General features: G+C 68.9%; 23 protein-coding genes and 2 tRNA genes. 11 read left to right on the top strand and 14 right to left on the bottom strand.

Annotation, left to right across the window (positions count from 1 at the left end; translation table 11 throughout):
- Window positions 1–63 precede the first annotated feature (63 nt).
- Window positions 64–1,683: a lipopolysaccharide biosynthesis protein gene (locus FGL94_RS05515; protein ID WP_144921900.1), complete on the top strand. Its 1,620-nt coding sequence runs from the start codon at window positions 64–66 to the stop codon at window positions 1,681–1,683.
- A 64-nt stretch (window positions 1,684–1,747) separates the two neighbouring features.
- Window positions 1,748–2,740, top strand: a complete 993-nt coding sequence (locus FGL94_RS05510; RefSeq protein WP_144921898.1) for a M14 family metallopeptidase — start codon at window positions 1,748–1,750, stop codon at window positions 2,738–2,740.
- Between the two features lie 7 nt (window positions 2,741–2,747).
- Here the strand turns inward: FGL94_RS05510 and FGL94_RS05505 are convergent, their stop codons facing one another.
- From FGL94_RS05505 to pan2, 4 genes are all read right to left on the bottom strand, one after another.
- Window positions 2,748–3,125 carry a DUF5811 family protein gene (locus FGL94_RS05505; RefSeq protein WP_004046874.1) on the bottom strand — a complete coding sequence of 126 codons (378 nt, stop codon included), beginning with the start codon at window positions 3,123–3,125 and terminating at the stop codon, window positions 2,748–2,750.
- 104 nt (window positions 3,126–3,229) lie between these two features.
- A complete protein-coding gene (locus FGL94_RS05500) occupies window positions 3,230–4,387 on the bottom strand; it encodes a cobalamin-independent methionine synthase II family protein (protein ID WP_144921895.1) in 1,158 nt (385 codons plus the stop codon).
- A gap of 83 nt (window positions 4,388–4,470) precedes the next feature.
- Window positions 4,471–5,028, bottom strand: coding sequence for a pyruvoyl-dependent arginine decarboxylase (locus tag FGL94_RS05495; RefSeq protein ID WP_144921893.1), 558 nt, complete (start codon window positions 5,026–5,028; stop codon window positions 4,471–4,473).
- Between the two features lie 319 nt (window positions 5,029–5,347).
- Complete coding sequence (gene pan2, locus FGL94_RS05490) at window positions 5,348–6,571, bottom strand: proteasome-activating nucleotidase Pan2 (RefSeq protein WP_144921891.1); 1,224 nt, start codon at window positions 6,569–6,571, stop codon at window positions 5,348–5,350.
- 182 nt (window positions 6,572–6,753) lie between these two features.
- Here pan2 and FGL94_RS05485 point away from each other — a divergent pair, with 182 nt between their 5' ends.
- Window positions 6,754–7,314, top strand: a complete 561-nt coding sequence (locus FGL94_RS05485; RefSeq protein ID WP_144921887.1) for a response regulator — start codon at window positions 6,754–6,756, stop codon at window positions 7,312–7,314.
- A gap of 15 nt (window positions 7,315–7,329) precedes the next feature.
- Here the strand turns inward: FGL94_RS05485 and FGL94_RS05480 are convergent, their stop codons facing one another.
- A complete protein-coding gene (locus FGL94_RS05480; protein WP_144921885.1) occupies window positions 7,330–7,617 on the bottom strand; it encodes an amphi-Trp domain-containing protein in 288 nt (95 codons plus the stop codon).
- A gap of 347 nt (window positions 7,618–7,964) precedes the next feature.
- Here FGL94_RS05480 and FGL94_RS05475 point away from each other — a divergent pair, with 347 nt between their 5' ends.
- Entirely contained in the window at window positions 7,965–9,221 is a 1,257-nt protein-coding gene (locus FGL94_RS05475) for an RNA-guided endonuclease InsQ/TnpB family protein (RefSeq protein WP_144921883.1), read from the top strand.
- A 45-nt stretch (window positions 9,222–9,266) separates the two neighbouring features.
- Here the strand turns inward: FGL94_RS05475 and FGL94_RS05470 are convergent, their stop codons facing one another.
- The 6 genes from FGL94_RS05470 to FGL94_RS05445 all read right to left on the bottom strand — a co-directional run bounded on the left by FGL94_RS05470 (window position 9,267) and on the right by FGL94_RS05445 (window position 13,070).
- The gene (locus FGL94_RS05470; protein ID WP_144921880.1) at window positions 9,267–9,917 is read right to left on the bottom strand and encodes an alpha/beta hydrolase; all 651 of its coding nucleotides are present in this window, start codon (window positions 9,915–9,917) and stop codon (window positions 9,267–9,269) included.
- 23 nt (window positions 9,918–9,940) lie between these two features.
- Window positions 9,941–10,339 carry a DUF5778 family protein gene (locus FGL94_RS05465; protein WP_144921878.1) on the bottom strand — a complete coding sequence of 133 codons (399 nt, stop codon included), beginning with the start codon at window positions 10,337–10,339 and terminating at the stop codon, window positions 9,941–9,943.
- Window positions 10,340–10,406: 67 nt separating this feature from the next.
- Window positions 10,407–11,411 (bottom strand): HhH-GPD family protein, encoded by a 1,005-nt coding sequence (locus tag FGL94_RS05460; protein ID WP_144921876.1) that lies wholly within the window; start codon window positions 11,409–11,411, stop codon window positions 10,407–10,409.
- A gap of 28 nt (window positions 11,412–11,439) precedes the next feature.
- Window positions 11,440–12,135, bottom strand: coding sequence for a DUF7384 family protein (locus FGL94_RS05455; protein ID WP_144921873.1), 696 nt, complete (start codon window positions 12,133–12,135; stop codon window positions 11,440–11,442).
- A 99-nt stretch (window positions 12,136–12,234) separates the two neighbouring features.
- A tRNA-Thr gene (locus tag FGL94_RS05450) sits at window positions 12,235–12,306 on the bottom strand.
- Window positions 12,307–12,404: 98 nt separating this feature from the next.
- Entirely contained in the window at window positions 12,405–13,070 is a 666-nt protein-coding gene (locus tag FGL94_RS05445) for a DUF7114 family protein (protein ID WP_144921871.1), read from the bottom strand.
- A 59-nt stretch (window positions 13,071–13,129) separates the two neighbouring features.
- On the opposite strand from FGL94_RS05445, the gene FGL94_RS05440 reads away from it, so the two are divergent.
- From FGL94_RS05440 to FGL94_RS18185, 6 genes are all read left to right on the top strand, one after another.
- On the top strand, window positions 13,130–13,825 hold the full coding sequence (locus FGL94_RS05440) for an enoyl-CoA hydratase/isomerase family protein (protein WP_144921869.1): 696 nt from the start codon (window positions 13,130–13,132) through the stop codon (window positions 13,823–13,825).
- Window positions 13,826–14,152: 327 nt separating this feature from the next.
- Window positions 14,153–15,451 carry an RNA-guided endonuclease InsQ/TnpB family protein gene (locus FGL94_RS05435; RefSeq protein ID WP_144921866.1) on the top strand — a complete coding sequence of 433 codons (1,299 nt, stop codon included), beginning with the start codon at window positions 14,153–14,155 and terminating at the stop codon, window positions 15,449–15,451.
- A 94-nt stretch (window positions 15,452–15,545) separates the two neighbouring features.
- Window positions 15,546–15,616, top strand: a tRNA-Gly gene (locus tag FGL94_RS05430).
- Between the two features lie 677 nt (window positions 15,617–16,293).
- Window positions 16,294–17,322 (top strand): thymidylate synthase, encoded by a 1,029-nt coding sequence (gene thyA / locus FGL94_RS05425; protein ID WP_144921864.1) that lies wholly within the window; start codon window positions 16,294–16,296, stop codon window positions 17,320–17,322.
- A gap of 8 nt (window positions 17,323–17,330) precedes the next feature.
- The gene (locus FGL94_RS05420) at window positions 17,331–17,876 is read left to right on the top strand and encodes a dihydrofolate reductase (RefSeq protein ID WP_144921862.1); all 546 of its coding nucleotides are present in this window, start codon (window positions 17,331–17,333) and stop codon (window positions 17,874–17,876) included.
- A gap of 181 nt (window positions 17,877–18,057) precedes the next feature.
- Window positions 18,058–18,234 carry a DUF7501 family protein gene (locus FGL94_RS18185; protein ID WP_186313340.1) on the top strand — a complete coding sequence of 59 codons (177 nt, stop codon included), beginning with the start codon at window positions 18,058–18,060 and terminating at the stop codon, window positions 18,232–18,234.
- Between the two features lie 40 nt (window positions 18,235–18,274).
- Here FGL94_RS18185 and FGL94_RS05415 read toward each other — a convergent pair whose 3' ends face one another.
- The 3 genes from FGL94_RS05415 to FGL94_RS05405 are packed head-to-tail and all read right to left on the bottom strand — an operon-like array spanning window position 18,275 to window position 21,637.
- Window positions 18,275–19,495 (bottom strand): ABC transporter permease, encoded by a 1,221-nt coding sequence (locus FGL94_RS05415; protein WP_144921859.1) that lies wholly within the window; start codon window positions 19,493–19,495, stop codon window positions 18,275–18,277.
- Window positions 19,492–20,235: an ABC transporter ATP-binding protein gene (locus FGL94_RS05410; protein WP_144921856.1), complete on the bottom strand. Its 744-nt coding sequence runs from the start codon at window positions 20,233–20,235 to the stop codon at window positions 19,492–19,494. Before FGL94_RS05410 ends, FGL94_RS05415 begins: the two co-directional genes overlap by 4 nt.
- Entirely contained in the window at window positions 20,228–21,637 is a 1,410-nt protein-coding gene (locus tag FGL94_RS05405) for a COG1361 family protein (RefSeq protein ID WP_144921853.1), read from the bottom strand. The genes FGL94_RS05410 and FGL94_RS05405 overlap by 8 nt, the downstream gene beginning before the upstream one ends.
- A gap of 197 nt (window positions 21,638–21,834) precedes the next feature.
- Here FGL94_RS05405 and FGL94_RS05400 point away from each other — a divergent pair, with 197 nt between their 5' ends.
- Window positions 21,835–22,614 carry an archaeal proteasome endopeptidase complex subunit alpha gene (locus tag FGL94_RS05400; RefSeq protein WP_186313339.1) on the top strand — a complete coding sequence of 260 codons (780 nt, stop codon included), beginning with the start codon at window positions 21,835–21,837 and terminating at the stop codon, window positions 22,612–22,614.
- Window positions 22,615–22,676 lie beyond the last annotated feature (62 nt).

The following is a 22,676-nucleotide window of genomic DNA, read 5'->3' as shown; positions in this document are numbered from 1 at the left end:
CGGGACCGACCGACGAGCAAACGAGTCGCTTTTCTCCCGAGCCGGATCACGTTAATTTGACACGTGAACGACGGAGCCGGTGCCGGTGGCGACGCTTCAGACGGTCCCGCGAGCGACGCGGACGCCGTCCCCGACAACGGCGACCCCGACGACGCCGCCCCCGCCGATACCGTCCCCAACGACGAGCGCGAGGCGCTCCTGACGATAGCGGGCGGGGCGGTGATCACCGCCGGCGGCGTCTCCGGCCAGCGCGCGCTCGTCGCCGCGACCGAGTTCTTCCTCGCGAGGGGGCTCGGTCCGGCCGCCTACGGCGTGTACGCGCTGGCGTGGCGGATCGCCCAGCTGTGCTCGCGGCTCGTCACCTTCGGGAGCGTCCCGGCGCTCCAGCGCTACCTCCCCGAGTACGCGGACGACCCCGACCGACAGGGGGTCGTCGCCGGGCTCGCGTACGTCACCACGCTCGGGTTCGGCGCCGCCATCGCCGCCGGGGTCTGGCTGGCCGCGCCGCGGATCGACGCGCTCACCGTCTCGGACCCCGCGTTCCCGCCGACGATGCGCGCGTTCGGCTTCCTCGTCGGGTCCCTCGGCGTCGTGATGGTCGCGTCTGCGGTCTTCCGCGCGGTCGGCTCCGCTCGCGGCGAGATCGCCTTCAACAAGCTCCTGCGGCCGGGCGTCCGGCTCGCGGGCGCGCTGGCGGCGCTGGCGCTCGGCTACTCGGTCGTCGGCGTCGCCGGCGGCATCGTCGTCGCGACCGCGCTGCTCGCGATCGTCGCCGCGCCGCTCTCCGCGCGGGTGACCGGGGTCGTCCCGTCGCTTCGGGGCGTTCGCCGGGAGGCGAGACGGTTCTACGACCACGCGGCGCCGGTCGCGATGAGCAGCCTCGGGAAGGTGTTCCAGAACCGCGTCGACGTGCTGCTCGTCGGAGCGCTCCTGACGGCGACCGCCGCGGGGGTGTACAACGTCGTCCTCGTGTTGATCGCGATCGCGTGGATCCCCCTCCTCGCGTTCAACCAGCTGCTGCCGCCGGTCGCCTCCGAGCTGTACGCCGACGGCCGGACCGAGACGCTCAACGCGGTGTACACCTCGGCGACGCGTCAGATCGTCACGAGCGTGATTCCGATCCTCGCCGTGCTCGTGGTGTACGGCCGCGAGCTGCTCGGGCTGTTCGGGGAGCCGTACGTCGCCGGGTACGTCCCCCTCGTCGTCTACCTCGGCGGGGTGTTCGTCGGCAGCGCGGTGGGCGCGACCGGCTGGCTCCTGATGATGACCGACCACCAGTACGCCCGGATGGCGCTCGACTGGCTGCTCGCCGTTCTCAACGTCGCCCTGACCTACGCGTTCGTCGTCCGGTACGGGCTCGTCGGCGCCGCGCTCGGCACCTCGCTGGCGATCGCGGTGCAGAACGGGATACAGGTCGTCCTGCTGCGTCGCTTCGAGGGGCTGTGGCCGTTCGACCGCACCTACCTCACTCCGCTGGCGGCCGGCGGCGCGGCCCTCCTCGCGATGCGGGCGATTCGGGCGGTCGTCCCCGGGCGGGCCGCGGTCGTCGTCGGGGCCGCGGGCGGGATCGCGGCCTACGCGAGCGCGCTCCACGTCCTCGGCGTCGACCCCCGCGACCGGCTCGTCGCGCGGGAGCTGGCGGGGCGGTACCGCGCGGTCCTCGCCCAGCGGCTCGGTCGGTAGGTCGCAGACCGTCGCTCCGGCTCGGAACGGCGACACTTTATCCGGACCGGCGCGTAGTGGGCGTATGGAAACGATCGACCGCGGGTCGGCGGGCTCGGCCCGCGTCGCGATCGTCGGCGGGATCCACGGCGACGAACCCGCCGGCGAGCGGATCGTCAGGCGACTCGCCGACGAGCTCGACGCGGAGGGAGACGGGGCCGGCGACGGACTGGTCCGACTGATCATCGCCAACGAGCGGGCGCTGGCGTCGGAAGCGCGGTACACGGACACCGACCTGAACCGCGCGTTCCCGGGCGACGCCGACAGCGACGAGTACGAGCGGGCGCTCGCGCCGCGACTCGCGGCCGAGCTGAAGGGAATGGACGCGGTGCTCGCGCTCCACACCTCCCACAGCGCGCCGCCGCCCTTCGCGATCTACAGCGACCTCACGCCGTCGGTGCGCCGGAGCGTGACGGCGATGCCCGTCGACTACGTCGTCGACGCGAGCGGGCTCCGCGGGACGACGCTGGACTCGACGATCCCGCACACCGTCTCGATCGAGGTCGGCCGACAGGGCAGCGAAGAGGCCGTCGAATTCGGCTACGAGGCGTGTCTGGCCTTCCTCCGGGCGCACGGCGCGCTCGACGACGAACCGCCGACGTTCACCGAGACGACGGTCGTCGCGGGCGACGAGGAGGTGCCGAAGGGGGGCGGCGAGCCGACGGTCCACTTCGACAACTTCGAGGAGATCCCCGCGGGCGCGGTGTTCGCCGAGGACGACGTGTACACCCACCGCGTCGAGGAGGCGGGCGTGGTCCCGATCCTCGCGAGCGAAGAGGGGTACGAGGAGATATTCGGGATCTACGGGCGGGTGATGGGGACGCTGGAGCCGCCGGCGTCTGCGGGAGAAACGGCGATCGGAAGCGAAGCGGTCGAAGAGACGGACGAAGCGGGCGGAACGGACGAAGCGGGCGGAACGGACGAAGCGGGCGGAACGGACGAAGCGGGCGGAACGGACGAAGCGGGCGGAACGGACGAAGAAGTGGACGAAACGGTCGAAGAAGCGGAGACGGAGTAGCCCGAGTTCACTTCGCGGTCGGCGTCACGTCACCGACCGCGTCCATCACCTGCATCGCGGCGCTCGCGGCCAGCCCGCGCGCGACCTCGTCGGTGTCGGCGTCGGCGATGCCGGCCTCCAGCTCGTCGGGGTCCGGCGTGAACCCGGCCGAGACCGGGTGGCCCGCGGGCGGATTGACGGCGACCGTCGCCTGCGGCCCGTTCGCGCCGACCGATAGCTCGGAGCCGACGGCGTAGCTGTCCGGGAGATACGACTCGGTTCGCGAGACGATTCCGGCGACCGCGCGCCGGAGGCGCCGTTCTTGGTCCGGAGAGAGGTCGACGGCCGCGGGCTCGCCCGCGTTCGTCACACCCGGTGCCCCGGCGTACGGGTTATTGCCGTTCATCGAAGACACGTCTGATACGCGGAGCCGGTTCAAAAAGGCGTCGGCGGGGGCGATCCGGTCGACAACCCGTCGCGATCGGAAACGGGAGCCGTCACGCCGCCCGCTCAGCCGTAGATCCGCTCGGTCGCGATCGCGGCGCCCTCGTCTAACGCCTCCAGTTTCGCCCACGCGATCTCCGGGTCGACCATGCCGATACCGGCCTGCGTGCCGAACCCGCAGTCGGGCGCGGCGACGAGCGGCGTGCCGTCGGCGACCGCGTCGGCGACGCGCTCCAGCCGGTCCGCGATCGTCTCGGGGTGGTCGATGACGTTCGTCTTCACGTCGACGACGCCCGGGATCAGCGTCCAGCCGTCGGGGACCGGGTGTTCCGCGAACGCGCGGTACTCGTGTTGGTGACGCGGGTTCGCCTGCTCGACGCTGAGCCCGGAGATGTCGGCCTCGTAGATCTCCGGGAGCATGTCGACCAGGTCCGTGTCGAGGTGATGGGGGCCCTCGTAGCTCCCCCAGCAGGTGTGGAGCCGGACCTGTTCCTCGGGGATCTCGGAGAGCGCCTCGTTGAGCGCCTGCACGTGGAGCCGCGTGGCCCCTTTGACCTCTTCGAGGGGCTCGTCGGCGTACGCCGCCGTATGGCCGACGGTGAGCAGTTCGGGCGCGTCGATCTGGAGCGTGAACCCCGCGTCGGCGACGATCCGGTACTCCTCGGCCATCGCGTCGGCGACGGCGAAGAGGAACTCCTCGTAGTCGCCGTAGTGATCGTCGGCGTGGGTCGCGGTGACGACGCTCGGCGACGCCGCCGTGACGAAGGTGTCCTCGAAGTCGGCGTCGACCGCGTCGAGCGCGTCGCGGAACGCCGCCAGCTCGGCCTCGGCCTCGTCGCGGCCGGTGTACTCGACGGGACCGGTCACGACGGGGTGCTGGGAGAGATCGATCACGTCCGTCTTGAACGTCTCCTCGGCGTAGTCGGGGAACTCCTGTAAGTCCGCCCACAGCTCCTGTTCGCGCGTCCCCTCGATGCCGCTGAGCCGGTCCGCGACGTACCAGTTGAAGGAGACGCGGGACTGCTCGCCGTTGTTGGCGACGTCGAGGCCCGCCTCCGCCTGCCGCGAGACCACGTCGCGCGTGGCGTCCGCGACGGCCGCGTCCCACTCCGCGTCATCGACGTGATCGTCGTCCTGACGCCGTTTGAGCAGGTCGAGCAGTTCGGGCGACCGGGGGAGACTGCCGATGTGCGTCGTCCGGATTCGATCGTCGTTCGTCGTCATTGCTACCTGTTCGTGCCTCCTCGTACGGCCTAAAGCTCGCGAAACCTGCAAGGGACCGGCGAGGAACGGAGGGGACGTCGACGCTACTCCGGGGCCGAGAAGACCGACTCTGACTCGCCGTACGCGGCGATGACGACCGCGGTCGTGAACCGATCGGGCTCAGCCGCCGCCGTTTCGACGCGGACCTCGCGGTCCGGCAGGTCCCAGTCGCGGAGGTCGCTTCCCGCGTCCAGTCCGGCGTCGATCCGATCGCGCACGTCGTCGGGGTCCTCGCCGGTCACCTCGTAGAAGATCCCGGGTCCGGGGCCGGTAGCCCAGCCGAGCCCGGCAGCCACGTCCGGGCGGCGGCGCGGCGCCCGCTTCGATGCTGCGTCCTCCGCGCCGGAGCGGCCGCCCTCACGGAAGTCGACCGCGTCGCCCGGCCCGACGGTCCGGCGCGCCTCGACCACCGTGAGACGGTTGCCGGCGGGGCCCAGATCGGGCGCCTCGTCGACCGCCTCGACGGTCGCCTCGGCGGGGACGACCGAGGAGACCGCGACGAGGTTGTAGTTGTGGAGGTTCGCGTCCGCGAGCGCGGCGTCGTAGGAGGCCATCGCCGTGTCGGCGACGCCGACGCCGCCGGCGACGTGGATGGTGTTCATCAGCGGGACGTCGACGGCGCGGGAGGTAAGGGGTTACGAAGCGGTCGTACTCGGGTGACTGATCGCTACCGGTCATTTAAATAACGGCGGTGGCGCGCGCCGCCGAGCGGCCGACAGGCCGCGAGCAACGCCGCGCGAGGGAGTCGGTCCGGCGCTTATAGGCACCGGACCGACGAGGCTGGGGCTTTGGAAGTGTTCACCGTCGATCCGGTATTCGTGACTTATAAGCGAGCGGCTGGGATTTGAATTGGATCACCGCTGCTCCACGGTCAGAAACCCCACGGAACCAAAAAATGACTCCCGATCAGTATCAGTCCGTCTAGTACTGGTAGTTGATGACCTGCTCTTCGGTCTTCTCGGCGTCTTGGAGCTTCTCGCGGGCCTGTTCGAAGTCCGCCTGCGTGACCTCGGTGCGGCCGTCGCGGACCGCGAACATCCCGGCCTCGGTCGCCAGTGAGGCGATGTCGGCACCGCTGTAGCCGTCGAGCTCGCGGGCGACCGCGCCGACGTCGGTGTCCTCAGCGACGTTCATCTCCTGCGTGTGGATCTCCAAGATGCGCTCGCGGCCCTCGGGTCCGGGCTCGGGCACCTCGATGAGCCGGTCGAAGCGACCGGGGCGCAGGATCGCCTCGTCGAGCATGTCGAAGCGGTTGGTGGCGGCCATGATCCGGACCTCGCCGCGGTCGTCGAAGCCGTCCATCTCGGAGAGCAGCTGCATCATCGTCCGCTGGACCTCGGCGTCGCCCGAGGTCTTCGAGTCCGTCCGCTTGGCCGCGACGGCGTCGATCTCGTCGATGAAGATGACGGCGGGCTCGCGTTCGGCCGCGAGCTCGAACAGGTCCCGGACGAGCCGGGCGCCCTCGCCGATGAACTTCCGGACGAGCTCGGAGCCGGCCATCTTGATGAAGGTCGCGTCGGACTCGTTGGCGACCGCCTTCGCGAGCATCGTCTTCCCGGTGCCCGGCGGGCCGTGCAGGAGGACGCCGCTCGGCGGCTCGACGCCGACCGCCTCGAACTGCTCGGGGTCGTCGAGCGGGTCCTCGACGGCCTCGCGGACCTCGCGGATCTGGTCGTCGATCCCGCCGATGTCGCCGTAGGTGACGTCGGGCGACTCGGTGACCTCCATCGCCTGCGCCCGGGAGTCGGTCTCGTCGTCGAGCACCTGCTGGACCGCGAAGGAGTCGTTGATCGCGACGCGGTCGCCCGGACGGAGGTCGGACTCGAGCGTCGTGGACGCCTGCGTCAGTACCTCCTGGTTGTTGCCGTGCTGCTTGATGACGACGCCGTCCTCGGTGATCTCCTCGACAGAGGCGATGTACAGCGAGGTGGTCTTCAGCACCTCGTTCTCGCGTTTCAGCTCGTCGACGTCCGTCTTCAGCTCGCCGCGTCGGTCCTGCGCGTCGTCGAGCCGGTCTTCGAGCTCGTCGTTGACCTGCAGTATCCGCCGGTAGTGCTGGCGGATCGCCTCGAGCCGCTCCGTCTCGCTCATCTCCGGATCGAGCTCCAGACGAGGACGGTCGGGCAGTGAGGGACTGTGAGACATTCGTTGTCCCCGGTTAGGAAGCGCGCGTAAATGTGCCTTTGGGTCACGGTGGTCTCTCGCTCCGACCGCGCGAAGCAGTCCCGTCGGACGGACTCGGATAGCTCGGTCGGGAGCGCGATCCGAGTATCACGCTTGATTACCTGGGGTCAACGTTTTAACCGATACCGCGAGTAGCTCGCGCCATGAGAGACGCCGAGACGCGGCCCACGGTCCTCGCTGTCGACGACGAGCCCGATCTCGCCGAGCTGTACCGGGTGTACCTCGACGCGGCCTACGAGGTGCGGATCGCCACCGGCGGCGAGGAGGCCCTCTCGATGATGGACGAGTCGGTCGAGGTGGTTCTCCTGGACCGGCGGATGCCGGAGATGTCGGGCCACGAGGTGCTGGAGGCGATCCGCGGGGAGGGGTACGACGCGCGGGTCGCGATGCTGACCGCCGTCGAACCCGACGTCGACATCGTCGAGATGCCGTTCGACGACTACAAGACGAAACCCGTCACGAAGGAGGACCTGCTCGCGCTCGTCGAGGTGCTGCTCCACCGCGCCGAGTTCGACGAGCACAGCCAGGAGTTCTTCGCGCTGGCGTCGAAGAAGGCCGCACTGGAGGCCGCCGACACGACGAACACCGACGAGTACGAGGCGCTCATCGACCGGATGGAGGCGGTCCGGGACCGCGTCGACGACACCCTCGATCATCTCTCGGCGCGGGACGCCTTCGCCGAGATTCCCGGCGAGATCCCGTAGCGGCCGGCCTCCCGCCTACTCGATCGCTAGCTCGCTGTCCTCGCCGCCGTCGCCGCTGCTCTCTTCATCCCACTCCAGTTCGAGCTCGACACTGAGTTCGCCCGGCCCGTCGACTGGACCCTCGCGCTCGGCTTTCACCTCGAACGCCGGCCGCGCCGGCGGGTCCATCGTCACGGACCGCTCGCCCTGCTTCAGGGTGATCGCGTTACCGGACTCCAGCGAGTCCGCGACGGTCCGGAGGTACGCGGCGATCTCGTCGCGGCTCCGCCGACTCTCGGACTCGAAGAGCACTTCTTCAGGCATGAGCGTGGGTACGCGCGGTGAGTGTATAAAAGCCCCTGCGGAACGGAGCGTCCCCGACCGCGACGACTCGCGACAGGGCGAGAGCGAAGCTCCCGCTTGCGGCCGGCGCTACGCGCCGCTGGCAGTCGGCTTCGCCGACGACCTCGCGCGTGTTCCTCGCGCCCGATGGGGGCTCGTCGGTACGCGTCACCGCAACGTTATAAAGAGCAGGGAGAATATCCGCGCCTTTAGGCGCGGGATGAATCCGACACTCTGACCGCCAATCCACCGACGACGCTCCAGCCGGATATTCAACGCCCGGTCGCTGGTTTCAATACTTCTCATAACTAGTTATATTTACAGTACAGATGCTGGAGACGACCCGCACCTACGTCGCACGCATCACGAACCACCAACAGGTTCGTGACGATCTTGACCAGTGCGGGTTCTCCGCATCCAAACTGTGGAACGTCGGTCGCTACTACATCCAACAGCGGTGGGACGAAACCGGCGAAATACCCGACGAAGCCGAACTCAAATCGGAGCTGAAAGACCACGAACGCTACAGTGACCTTCATTCGCAGTCAAGTCAGCGAGTTCTCGAAGAACTTGCTGAGGCGTTCACCGGCTGGGACAACTCCGACGACGGCAACAACCCACCCGGCTACCGGAAACGTGGCGACGACCACCCGCGCTCCACCGTCACGTGGAAGAAACGAGCCATCAAGCACGACGACAAACACGACCAACTCCGCCTCTCGAAAGGCTTCAACCTGAAAGAGAGTCGGTCTGATTTCATCCTCGCGGAGTACGAAACCCGCCCCGACGTAGAAGTCGAGAACATCCAGCAGGTGCGTGCCGTCTGGAACGGAGACGGGTGGGAACTACACCTCGTCTGTAAGAAAGAGATTCCAGTCGAAAACGCGCCGGGCGACAACACGGCAGGGATCGACCTCGGTATCAGCAACTATCTCGCCATCAACTACGAAGACGGGGCGAGCGAGCTGTATCCGGGGAACGTGCTGAAAGAGGACAAGCACTACTTCACCAGCGACGAGTACCAGACCGAAGGCGAGAACGGGCCGTCGAAACGTGCGCGGAAGGCTCGACAGAAACTCTCCCGACGCAAAGACCACTTCCTCCACACTCTGTCGAAACACATCGTTGAGCGGTGTGTCGAAGAAAGCGTGGAGAGGATAGCGGTTGGCGACCTCAGTGACATCCGCGAGAATGAGAACGGCGATTCGCGGAACTGGGGTGCGTCGGGGAACAAGAAACTCCACGGATGGGAGTTTGACCGCTTCACGAACCTGCTCGAATACAAGGCCGAGAAACACGGCATCCTCGTTGACCGTGTAGACGAGGAGAACACCTCAAAGGCGTGTTCGTGTTGCGGGCAGATTCGTGACTCGAATCGCGTGGAGCGCGGTCTATACGTCTGTTCGTCGTGCGGGACGACGATGAACGCGGACGTGAACGGTGCGGTGAACATCCGCCGAAGGATAACTCAGAGTCCCCCAACGGGGGATATGAGTAACGGCTGGTTGGCACAGCCCGGAGTCTTCCTGTTCGACCGCGAGAGCGGGTCGTTCAACACGAGAGAACAGGGAGACTGTAAACCCTAATATCCCACCGCTCGGGATTCCTCCGGCTTCAGCCGGAGGAGGATGTCAAAACCCGTTCTCTAGCCGCGACCCGAAAAACGCCCCCGCTTCCTCCCCCACGTCGCCCGCCCGCCCGACGAAGAAGTGGTCGGACTCGAACGCCCGCGTCTCGATTCCCAATTTCTCTGCCCGCTCCACCACGGGCGCCCAGTCGGCCGTCGAGTCGCGGGTCGCGTACAGGATCCGAGTCGCCACGCCGAGATCGACGAGGTCGTCGAGGGCCGCGACCGCGTCGACGTCCGAGTTCAGCCGCGCGGTCGGCGCGAGCGCGCAGACCCCGGCGAGTTCGGGGCGAGACGCGGCCGCGACGAGCGCGACCGTGGCGCCGAACGAGAAGCCGAACAGACCGACGCGCTCGTAGCGTTCGATCGCCCAGCCGACCGCGTTGTCGGCGTCGGTGCTCTCGCCGTACCCCTCGTCCCAGTCGCCGTAGTCGAACCGGAGGCAGTCGATCCCCCGATCGGTCAGCGCGTCGCTGACGGCGATCAGTCGCTCGTCGCCGCGGTGGCCCCCGTGTTGCGGGTGCGGCGGGCAGGCGACGACGGCGCTATCGGCGCGGGAGCCGTCGCCGGTGGCGTCGCTACCGCCGTCGCTCGCGGCGGTGTCGAGGGTGGCGCGCACGTCGCGGCCGCCGGGGACCAGGACGGTGTCGCTCACGAATTTGAAAGCATGTCGCCGCGTCAGGGTACCTGCGTCACGCGATCGACACCGTCGAGGTCGGCCAGATCGTCCGCGAGCGCTTCTTGGTCGACGTTCGCCTCGTAGTAGAAGACGAGATCGAAGGTCCCGTCGCGGAGGAGCTGCTGGCACTCCCAGACGAACTCCTCGCCGTCGAGGGTGAGCCCTTGAAACTGGTTCGAGGAGAAGTTCGTGTCGTCGTTGCCGGCCTCGATGTACGCCTCGCCTTTCCCGGCGTGATCGGCGATGACCTCGTTGATCGCGACCGTGAGCTCGTGCATCTCCAAGTCCTCCTCACCGCCGAGCGTCGTGTGGACGATACAGCCCGCGAGTTCGATGTCGCCCGGCTCCAGTAAGGCCTTCGTCCGCGTGTAGAGATCGGCGTCGACGGTCTCGCTCATGGCCGATTATTCTAGCTCCCGCGATAAACGGGTAACGGTTCCCCACCGATTTCCCGTTCTCCGGGACTCACCGACGCAGGGAGACGACGATTTCGCTCGCTCCCTCGTCCGCCGCGCCCTCCTCGCCGTCCTCACGCACCTCGTCCGCCGCACGCCCTTCGATCGCCACGAGCCCGTCGTCGGCGAGGTCCTCGATCAGTCCGCGCAGCCACTCCCGGCCGTGCTCGCCGTCGGGCGCGTAGTCCACGCGAACGCGGGGGCCGAGGTCGTCGAGGGCCAGCTCGTCGTACTCGCCGAGCGTCCGTACGACGCGCCCGCGGAACTGCCGGCGGCTCCCCTCGAAGCTCGGTTGTTCGGGCACGTCGGGCGCGGTGAAATCACCGGTCTCGTACGCGTGGCACCACCCGCGCCACGGGCAGCCGGCCTCGTCGCAACGCGGGGTCGTCCCGCAGGCGACGCCGCCGAGTTCCATGATCGCGTTGTTCCAGACCCGGGACTCGCCGTCGGGCATCACGTGTGAGGCGACGCGCGCGAACGCGTCGTCGTCGTCCGGGACCGCGAAGGCGCGGTGGATCACCCGCTTCACGTTGGTGTCGACGACGGCGTCGCCGTTGCCGAACGCGAACGACGCCACCGCGTTCGCGGTGTACGGGCCGACTCCCATCAGCTCCTGCAGTTCTTCGGGGCTCTCGGGGAACTCGCCGTCGTAGTCGTCCTCGATCTGTCCGGCGGCCTCGTGGAGGTACTTCGCGCGGTTGTTGTAGCCGAGCGAGTGGTCGGACCAGAACGCGACCACGTCGCCGCGGTCGGCGTCGGCCAGCGACGCGGTCGTCGGCCACTCCTCGACGAAGTCCTCCCACGCGGGGACGACTCGGTCGAGCTGCGTCTGCTGGCTCATCACCTCGCTGACGAGGATCTCGTAGGGGTCCTCGGTGCGCCGCCACGGGAACTCGCGGTGGTCCGCCTCGTACCAGTCGACGAGCGCCTCGCGGACCGCACCGAGGTCGGCCGGGAGCGCTGGGGCGTCGCCGTCGTCGAGGGGCTCCGCTGCGGTCGCGTCCGAGTCGGTCATTACCGTGGCTCCGGCCGGCGGTCGTTTATCAGTGCTGGTCCGCGTCGGGGCGCTCGTCCGCATCGCGGCGCTGGTCCTCGCCGGGATCGACTGAAACCATCGAGCGCGGGTCGCGGTCGGGTCCCGGGTACTCGCCGCCGACGGTCTCGGGATACAGCCGTTCCGGCGAGAACACGGTCGCGAACGCCCGCGGCTCGCGAACGCTCACCGCCATTCGGTCCCGGAGTCCGGCGGCGGCCTGCGGGCCCGTGAGCGACGGGTCGAGGCTCACGACCTGCATCGCGCCGCCGCGGTACGCCGACGCCAGCGCCGGGTGGTCGCCCGCGGGCTGTGCCACCGGCTCGCGCCACGCCTCGACCGCTTCGCGCCAGTCGGTCGCCAGCCGGTCGTCCGCGAGCGCGCCGATCGCCGCCTCCGCGTCGTCGAGGAGGGGATCGCTGGCGACGAGGGTCGTCCACGCGTGCGAGCGCAGCGCGTCGAGCGCCTCGCGAGCCGGCCCGCCGACGAGGAGGTCGGCCGCGAGCACGTCGGCGTCGGCGACGACGCGGGCGGGGCTCGGGTCGCGGTCGACGGGAGGGAGGTCGGCGGTATCGGAGTCGTTCTCGGCGGTATCGCCGGAGTCGCCGGAGTCAGACCGCCGCTCGGCCAGCGTCGCGCTCACCGCCTCGGCGCTCGCGTCGTACTCGGCCGCCCGCTCGAAGAGATCGGCGAAGGTTGCGGTCATACGGGAAGCGTCGACGGCCACGGGTATCGGGTTTGCGGCCGGGGCGGGGTTGAAAGGAGTGCCAGGACTGCCGCTATTCGATCGAGGAAGTGCGAGAAGAGCCTAGGCCGAGATTTGAACTCGGGGTCTCGTCCTTACCAAGGACGCGCTTTACCGCTAAGCTACCCAGGCACGCAATCAGTCGTTGACCGGATTCGACTTTATGGGTTTCGATTCGGGGGCGACCCGTCACGAAGGCACACACACCGTTCCGGCGCCGTCGGGCGACCTCACCGGTCGGTCGCGCTCACGGCGCGGTCGGAGATGTCGGCGATCCGGTCGGCCGTGGCCTCGGGGAGCGCGCGGCCCGGCGGCGGGAACTCGCCGTCGTAGTCGGCCGCCAAGTCGCGGGCGTACGTCAACAGCTCCTCGGGCGGGTCGCCGCCGACGGCGGTGGTGCCGGCGACCACCGCGAGTTCGAGGGCGTCGATCTCCAGGTTCCGGTCGAGGGCCGTCGCCGCGGCGGGGGCGGTCCCCTCGCGGTCTCGGAGCGTCTGGTCGCGGCCGAACGCGCGCACGACCTCGACCGCGGCCGCGGCGGCGTCGGTGCACGCGAGCAGGGCGAACCCGCGCGAGACGAGCACGTCGGCGGTGAGCACGTCCATGTCGGCGTCGATGTCCGACTCCCGCGTGGGCGCGGTCACCCACGGCTCCTCGTGGGCCACCGAGCGGGTGAGCCGGAGCCCCTCGTAGATGAGCTGGACGCCGGCCGCCCGGTCGACCACGGCGTCGGGGTCGACTTCGGGGTCGACCGCGCGAGCGGTGACCAGCGCCAGCACGCCGGGGGTGACGGCGGCGTTCGCGATCCGGTCCTCGAGGGCTTCGCGCAGCTGATCGGGCTCGACGTCGGCGAGCGCCTCAGACGCGGCGTCACGCGCTCGCGCGGCATCGTCCATTACGTAACGGTAGTCGATCGAGGGGCAAAGACCTTTGGAAACGAACGGGATACCACGGTGTGATCCGCACCCGAGACGACGACGGGGTCCGCGTGGTGACGATCGACCGACCGGCGCGCCGGAACGCCCTCCGACCCGAGGACCTGACCGCGCTCCGCACCGCCGTGGACGACGCCGACGCGCCGGTGACGTACCTCCGCGGCGCCGGCGAGGCGTTCTGCGCCGGCGCCGACCTCGACGTCGTCGCGGACCTCGACGATCCGGCGTCGTTCGCCAGCGCAGGCCAGCGCACCGCCGCGGCGATCGCGGACGCGGAGACCGTCGTCGTCTGCGGAATCGACGGCGCGGCCCGCGGCGGCGGGGTCGAACTCGCGCTCGCGGCGGACCTCCGCGTCGCCACCCCCGCCGCGACGTTCGCGGAGCCCGGCGTCGAGTTCGGGCTGTTCGGCGCGTGGGGCGGGACCGTCCGCCTCCCGCGGGTGATGCGCGAGGGCGACGCGCTCGACTTCGCGCTGTCGGGACGGGTGCTCGACGCCGACGAGGCGCTCCGGACCGGGCTCGTCTCCCGGGTCGTCGACGACCCGCGGTCGGTCGCGGACGCGATCGCGAGCGGGAAACCGGACGCGCTCCGCGCGATCAAACGCCGGGTGCGCGACCGGCGCGACGACGAGACGCAGGAGCGCGCGGAGGCGACCGCGTTCGCCGAGCTCGTGCGATCTCACGCCGACGACATCGCGGCGACGCGCCGGGAGTGAGTCGCGATCCGGAACCCGTCGCCTCACCCGAATCTGCACCATCTGTCCACGATCGCTCGGATGTGACATGTAGCGAGCGGAATTTCACCCTTTCAGGGGTGGGTCCAACCGACAGCACATCGTAGCAAACCACGCACTACGACTCGTCTGGATGTTCCACCGCTTCCAGACCCGCTTCGATAATCTCCCGGTAGGCTTCATCAAGGGCCATATCTTTCTGTTTGGCGAGGTCTTTCACTCGTCCATTCAGTGTGTGTGATATGTCGATGTTCGGGCGCATTTGTGTCCAAAAGACATTTAGACACACATCTACAAACATCTATCGTCGTGAGGCGAACCAACACGTTCGCGGTACGCCCGCTATCTGACGACGACAAGCGGCTACTGCTGGACCTGTTGGATGCCTCTGCGAGCCTGTGGAACGAATTGAATTACGAGCGCCGCCAGCAATTCTTCGACGGCGAATCCGTGTGGGATACTGCCGACTACCGGAAACAGTACGTCGACGTTCTCGGCTCTGCAACCGCACAGCAGACCATTCGGAAAAACAAATCGGCGTGGCAGTCGTTTTTCGCCGCCTGCGACAACGGCGAGGACACTGCTCCCCCGGGCTACTGGGGCAACGAGGACGATGGCCGCGAGCTACGCACGTTCATCCGCAACGACCAGTACACACTGGAAACTGGCGAACGGTCACGAGTCGAGATACCAGTCGGCCACGCTCTGAAAGACGAGTACGGCTTGGGCTATCACGACCGGCTCCGCCTCGAAGTCTGCGGCGCTCCGAAATGGGACGGCCAACAGGGACGCTTGGAGATACAGTACGACGAGATAGACGACACGTTCAGGGCCTTTCAGCCTGTTACTGTGCCTGATTCTCGACAGGATTCACCACTGGCTTCTCACGAAGCCGCGCTGGACGTGGGCGCGAATAATCTCGTTGCCTGTACTACCACGACCGGCCAGCAGTACCTCTATGAAGGCCGCGACCTGTTCGACCGCTTCCGCGAGACGACCGACGAAATCGCTCGTCTACAGTCGAAACTCCGCGAGGGACGATACAGCAGTCGGCGGATACGGCGACTGTATCGCAAACGGACACGGCGGCGCGACCACGCACAGGATGCACTGGTTCGAGACCTGCTGGACCGACTTTACGCCGAAGGGGTCGCCACGGTATACGTGGGTGACCTTACCGACGTTCTCTCGACGCACTGGTGCGCCGATGTGAACGCGAAAACGCACCAGTTTTGGGCATTTCGGGCGTTCATCAAACAACTCTCGCAGGGTGCCGAGGAATACGGCATCACTGTCGAGGTGCGGTCAGAAGCCGACACAACCCGAACGTGCCCGGCGTGTGACGAGCGGGACGCCGCAGACAGAGACGGTGACCTGTTCCGGTGTCCGTGCGGTCACGAAGCTCACGCCGATCTGTGCGCGTCTCGTACGTTCCTCGAACGACAGGCTGGTGAATCCGTTGGGTCGATGGCTCGGCCCGTGCGTCTCAAGTGGGACGACCATAACTGGTCGGAGCTACCACACTCTCCTGAGAGGGCAAGTCCCAACGAGAAGCGCACAAACCGGAGTACCGGTGATGGGAAACTTGCCTCCGTGGGCGCGACATAGCCAGCATCCCCACCGGAGGAATCACACGGCTGAAGCCGTGGGAGGAAGTCAAAGGTTTAAGTGATCCTCCGACCAATCACCGAATGCGAAGCACGCACCGGTAGTGTAGTGGTATCACGCAACCTTGCCATGGTTGCAACCCGAGTTCAAATCTCGGCCGGTGCATTTCTCGAACGTAGTGAGAGAAATCACCGAGTGATTTGAACTCAGAAAGACGTAGCCCGCGCACCGAACGGAGTGAGCGAGCAGGACCGTCTTTCCATAGTTCAAATCTCGGCCGGTGCATCTTCTCGCTCCGCTCGAAGATACACCGGCCTGCCTCCCGTTCGCTTCGCTCACGGGAGTCTCGGCCGGTGCGTTTTCTAACTGGTCTAGTCGAATAGTCTCAGACTTGCTGATCTGCGGTCGGCGCGCGCCTCCGAGCGGGCCATCGGCCCGCGAGGAGCGCGTGCGAGGGAGCCGGCCGGCGCTTATAAGCGCCGGCCGACGAGGCTGGGGAGGTGTGAGGTGCTGTGCGGTTGTGGCCGGGTGGGATTCAAAGGGACAACCGCGAGGGCGAAGCACGCCGCAGTAAGCACCGCAGCGAGGGAGTGATCGCGACTGAGCGAGGCGCGCAGCAAGGCGCGCAAGCCGTCGCGGTTGGGGCTTTGGAGGCGTTCACCGTCGATTTCGTGACGACTGTTTATAAGCGATCGATCGGATCGGCGAGGGCCTCTCCGATCGAATCGTCGACCACTCCCACACCGATCCGAACGGCCAGACCGTCACGGTTAGGTTCGCCCGTTCGTTTGGACAGGTAAACCCGTCTCGCCGGCGGCCGCGCCGGCGAGTCCGATCCCACCATGCAACAGTACCTCGATCTCGTCGACGACACCCTGTCGACGGGCACGTACAAGCCGAACCGGACCGGCGTCGACACGATCGCGACGTTCAGCGGGCAGTACACCGTCGACCTCGCGGAGGGGTTCCCGCTCCTCACGACGAAGAAGATGGACGGCTACCGCTGGAACTCGCTGATCCACGAGGTGCTCTGGTACCTCTCCGGCGAGGAGCACATCCGGAACCTCCGCGAGGAGACCAAGATCTGGGACGCGTGGGCCGACGAGGAGGGCCGCCTCGACACCGCCTACGGCCGGTTCTGGCGCCGGTTCCCCGTGCCGGACGGCGTCGACGCGCTCCCCGGCGAGACGTGGCCCGAGGACGCCCACCGCTGGGTGAACGTCGAAGAGGGGGCGGACGGCGCCGAGCGTCGGACCTTCGACCAGATCCAGTACGTGCTCGACACCCTCGACGAGAACCCGCAGTCTCGCCGGATGGTCGTGAACGCGTGGCACCCCGCCAACGCCGCCGTCTCGACGCTGCCGCCGTGTCACTACACCTTCGTCGTGAACGTGCAGGACGGCCGGCTCAACCTCCACCTCACGCAGCGCTCGGGCGACATCGCGCTCGGCGTGCCGTTCAACATCGCCGCGTACGCGCTCCTCGCGAACGCGCTCGCGCAGCGGACCGGATTCGAGGTGGGCGAGTTCGGCCACACCGTCGTCGACGCCCACGTCTACTGCGGGCGGGGCGAGCGCGGGAAGTGGTACGCGAACAACCTCCCGTACGTACAGGACCGGCTCGCAAACGTCGAGAGCAAGGCCGACTACCTCGACGTGAAGAGCTGGGTCGAACGGACCGCCCCCGACGAGGCGGACGGCGAGGAGGGGTACGACCACGTCCCCGGCCTGCTCGAACAGCTCTCGCGGGAGCCGCGCGATCGCCCCCGGATCGAGATCGCCGACGTGCCGCTCGACGAGCTCACCTACGAGGACGTCGAGGTCGTCGACTACGACTCCGCGGACGGCATCTCGTTCGCGGTCGCGGAGTGAACGCTGCGATGACGACGGACGTGGATCTGGTCCTCGTCGCCGCGGTCGCGGAGAACGGCATCATCGGCGACGACGGGGCGATGCCGTGGCACTACCCGGCCGATCTGGCCCACTTCAAGCGACTCACGACCGGTCACCCCGTGATCGTCGGCCGCGCGACCTACGAGAGCATCGCCGACCGGATCGGCGGCCCGCTCCCAGATCGCACCAGCGTCGTGTTGACGACCCGCGACCTCGAACTCCCCGATAGCGCCGTCGTCGCGAACGACATCGAGGAGGCGGTCGATCTCGCGGCCGCCGACGCCGCCGAGCGCGGCGTCGACGAGGCCTATGTCATCGGGGGCGCGACGGTCTACGAGCAGTTCCTCGACCGCGCCGACCGATTGGTGTTGACGGAGGTCCCCGAGCGTCCCGACGGCGATACGCGCTTCCCGGACTGGGACGCCGAGGAGTGGACCGAAGTGGAACGCGAGGTCGCCGCGGCCGAGGGCGAAAGCGGCGACGGGACCGACGACGACCTCGTGTTCGTCACCTTGGAACGGATCGCCGACTGAGGCAGAGAGCCCGAGCGCGCTGCCGGTTCGGAGATCGATGTGTGCTAAGACGGAGTCGAATTGGGTGTTTCTTTGGTTGTATATCCAGTGATATACGATATATAGACTAATATTGCACACAGAAGTCGGATTTAGGTGATCGTAACAACATTTTTCAGTATCCGCATTGTTATGGATTCGCATGGCACTATCGGAAACCGCCATCGAGCCCAGCGAGTGCCCGTTCTGCGGGGCGAAGCTCGCGTCACCCGGCGCGGGATTCGTGCGTCACGTCGAGAGCGAACCCGAGTGTCGCGACGCGTTCGAGACGTGGCGCGACCGGGTCACCGACGACATGCGGGGCGGGTGGGCGGGGTGACGACGACACGGCGCGGTCGCCGGGCCTCGAGGCAGACCGGTCAGCTCCGCAGCGCTTCCACGGGGCGCTCGTTCGCCGCCTTCCACGCCGGGTAGGCCCCGCTGACGAGCCCCACGCCGACGCCGAACCCGAGCGCTAACAGGAGGTAGTAACCGTTCGTCGGGTCGAGCACGAGCGCGGCGTCGACCGCGGGCGTCGCGGCCACGAGCCCGGCGACGAGCAGCACGGTCAGCAGGGTCCCCGCCGCCGCGCCCGCGGCGCCGATGAGCCCGGCCTCCGCCAAGAGCACGCGCAACACGTCCCGGCGCGTCACCCCGACCGCGCGCATCACGCCGATCTCCTGTCGGCGCTCGACGGTGCTCATCAGCATGACGTTGAGGATCGAGACGCCGGCGACGACGAGCGAGATGGCGCCGAGCCCGAGGAGGAACGTGCTGAGGAGATCGAAGAAATCGTTGATCTCGTCGACGATCGCCGCCAGCTCGAACAGGTCGACGCGCTCCTCGCGGGCGTTCACGTCCTCGCGGATCGCGTCCGCGGCGGCCCGCGCCGTCTCCCCCGACTCCGCGACGACCAGCGCCTGCGCGTAGCCGTCGGCGGCGAACGCCGACTCCGGGAGGAAGACGGCGTCGTCGGGCGCGACCGGACTGAACGTCTGGCTCTCGGCGAGCACGGCGACCACCCGGACCTGCGACCCCGCGATCCCGACAGTGTCGCCCGCGCCGACGCCGAGGTCCTCGGCGACGCCCGCGCCGACGATCGCGCCCTGCCGGTGGCGGTCCGGGAGCCTGCCCTCCGCGGCCTCGAACGCGAGCCCCGGCTCCTCGACGCCGTACACGGTCGCGAAGGTCTGTGAACTCGGGCCCTCGACGACCGCGTTGTCGGAGTACAGCGGGACGACGGCCGGGTCCCCGACCGCCGGGTCGTCGACGGCGCGCCGGAGCGACGCCACGTCGGCCGCCGAGAGCGACTCCACGCCGGCGTCCGCGTTCGGCGACACCACCACCTGCGTGCCGATGTCGCCGATGGCGTCCTGTGCCCCCAGCGCGAGCACGTTGCCGAAGATCCCCAGCGCCGCGACCGCGAGCACGCCGATACAGACGCCGAGCACCGCCAGCACCGTTCGCACCCTGTTCCGCCGGAGGTTCCGCGCGGCCATCGCGACGGCGGGGCGCCAGCCGCGGAGCCGGCCGGCGACTCCGTCGCGGAGCCCGCCGTCCGTCCCCGCTTCTGGCGACGGCTCGCGCTCGCCGCCGCTCATCGTTCCCCCGGCGCGATCCCCGAGTCGGCGTCGGGGGCCGGCGAGGGGTCGTTCACCGGGTCCGCTTCGTCCGGAATCCCACCCTCCAACACCCCGTCCGTGAGCTCGACGACGCGGTCCGCGAACCCCTCGACGAGCGGGTCGTGCGTGACGGCGACGACGGCGACCCCCTCCTCCTTCACGCGCTCGAACTCGGCGAGGATCGACTCCCCGGTCTCCGTGTCGAGGTTCCCCGTCGGCTCGTCCGCGAGCAGCACCGCCGGCTCGTTGATGAGGGACCTGGCGATGGCGACCCGCTGTTTCTGCCCGCCGGACAGCTCCGACGGCTCGTGGTCGAGCCGGTCGCCGAGCCCGAACCGGCCGAGTAGGTCGGCGGCGCGGTCGCTCTCGTCGCCGGGGTCGAACGCGGTCGGGAGCGCGACGTTCTCGACCGCGGTCAGCGTCGGCAGGAGGTGGAAGTCCTGGAAGACGAACCCGATCGACTCCTTGCGGGCCGCGGTGCGCTCGGCGACCGTGAGCTCGGTCACGTCGGTGCCGTCCAGCAGGCGCCACCCCTCGGTGGGGTCGTCGAGGAGCCCGAGCACGTTGAGCAGCGTCGACTTCCCGGAGCCGCTCGGCCCGACGACCGCGACGAACTCCCCCGGCTCGACCGCGAAGTCGACGTTGTCGAGCGCCACCACCGGCTCGGCGCCTCCGCCCGGGTACCGCTTGGTCGCACCTCGCAGTTCGACGCTATACATCGCGGCGACGGATCACGCTCCCGGCGACCGCGACGCCCGCGACGCCGACGATCCCGACGATTCCCAGCGCTCCGAGCGTCCCGACGGCGCCGGTGCCTCCCGCGCCCCCGTCGCTCGACTCGGGGAGCGCCACCGTCGCGGTCTCGGTGTAGCGGACGCCGCGTTCCGTGTACGCGATCCGGATCGGGACCGAGTCGGCGACGGAGGCGTTCGCCGCGGTCCGCAGGTCGAAGGCGACGAAGTCGCCCGCGCCCACGCCGCCGACGAAGTACTCCCGGCCGTCCGGTGTCGGTGCGACCCCGTCGGCGCCCGCGACCGAGACGACGACGCCCTCTATCTCGCCGGTACCGGCGTTGCCGAGGTTGGCGTCCACGACCACCTCGCCGTCGCCGGTCCGCTCGACGGTCGCGTCGGTGACGGTCGGGGCCCCCTCGCGCAGCGGGTACCGGAGCGTCGCCGTCGCCGTCCGGTTCGCGCCGGCGCCGGCCGGTGCGTCGAGCTCCGATCGGAACGCCGCCGTGACGGCCACGTCCGAGCGCTCGTCGAGGGGTCCGAGGTCGATCACCACCCGCCGCTCCTCGCCCGGCGCGACGTCCTCCACGACGAAGGGGCCGGCTTCGACGGTCGGTTCGGTCCCGCTATCCCCGTCATCCCCTCCATCGCTCGCTCCGACCGGCGTGCCGACGGCGGTCAGGCCCACGCGGTCGGCGGTCGACGTTCCCGTGTTGACGACGGTCACCGCGACCGGCGAGTCGGCCGACTGAACCGGCTCGGCCTCGTCGTCCTCGGCGGACTGGAGCCCTCCGCCACCGCCGCCGAAGACGCCTTCGATGCCGCCGACGCCGATCCCGCCGCCGCTCTGGTCCTCGTCGTCGCTCCGGAGGTCCTGCGGCGAGAGCGCTCGGGTCCGCACGTCGAGCGCGACCTCGGCCGGCTGGACGTCGACGACCACGTCGCGGGTCACCGTGACGGTCCCGCCGTCGCCGTCGCCGCCCGTCGCCTCCTGCTCGGCGACGACCTCGACGGTGATCCGGTGCTCGCCCGGCTCGTCGAATCGGGTCCACAGCACCACGTCGGTCGCGTCGCCCGCCGAGAGCGCCCCGACCGCGGTCGCCTCGTCGCGGGGGTCGTCCCCGTCATCGCCCCCCGCGTCGAGAAGGCGGACGCTCGTCACGTCGGCCGCCGCCGGGCTCCCGCCGGAGTTCGAGACGGTCACGTTCAGCGCCGTCCGCTCGCCGACGGCGGGCTCGCTCGAACTCGCGTCGACCCCGTCGATCGCGATCCGGGCGTCGGGTACCGCCGCGGCCGCGCCGACGGCCCCCAGTAGCGCCAACAGGACCAGTAGCGCGGCTGTCGTTCTCGTGGGTGTCAATGTCACCCCTGTTAGGGCGTCGCGCGACATATATCCGTCGTAGGCGGGGGTATCGTCGCGTCGGGGACGACCGATCGCCGCGCCGGGCCGTCCAGTTCGCCGGCGAACGCGGACGTATATGGCCCCGGGTCCCGATCCGAACGTACCGGTTACGGATGCTTTTTCAACCGTCCGACGTAAGGGACGGTAATGAACCGACGCGACACCGCGAGAGCGGGTGATCGACGATGATGGGCGGTAACGACCAGCAGGCGTACGACCGCGGCACGTCGCTGTTCTCGCCGGACGGGCGCATCTATCAGGTCGAGTACGCCCGCGAGGCGGTCTCGCGCGGCGCGCCGAGCGTCGGCGTCCGGACGGCCGACGGCGTCGTCTTCGTCGCGATGTCCCGCGCGTCCTCGACGCTGATGGAGGCCGAGAGCATCGAGAAACTCCACAAGCTCGACGACCACCTCGGCACCGCGAGCGCCGGCCACGTCGCCGACGCCCGCCAGCTGATCGACCTCGCGCGCCGCCAGTCGCAGGGGAACCGCCTCCGCTACGGCGAGGCCGTCGGCGTCGAGACGCTGACGAAGTTCGTCACCGATCACATTCAGGAGAACACCCAGCGCGGCGGCACGCGACCGTACGGCGCCGCGCTCCTCATCGGTGGCATCGACAACGGCGAGCCGCGCCTGTTCGCCGCCGACCCCTCCGGGACTCCCAACGAGTGGAAGGCGACCGTCATCGGTGGCGGCCGATCCGACATCCAGGGTCACCTCGAGGACGAGTGGACCGAGGGGCTCTCGCTCGACGCGGGCGTCGAACTCGGCGTCGCCGCGCTCGCCGCCCACGACGACGAGTTCGAGCCGGCCGATCTGGCCGTCGCCACGGTTACCGAGGCCGACGGCTACCGGACCCTCCCCGTCGAGGAGGTCGCCGAGGCGTTCGAGGCTGCCGGATTGACGACCGAAGACGCCGACGCTGACGAGGAGGACGCCGACGCCGACGCGGACGACGAGGAGTAACTCCCTCGTCTTCGGCCCCCCTTTCTCTCCCCCGATTCCTCCCTCCCGGGGCCTTTTGTCGC

Origin of the sequence: Halorubrum salsamenti (genome assembly GCF_007671685.1) — an archaeon.
In the GTDB taxonomy this organism is placed as follows: domain Archaea; phylum Halobacteriota; class Halobacteria; order Halobacteriales; family Haloferacaceae; genus Halorubrum; species Halorubrum salsamenti.
Note: the sequence above shows the minus strand (reverse complement) of the source record. Positions and strands in the feature narration are given on the sequence as shown.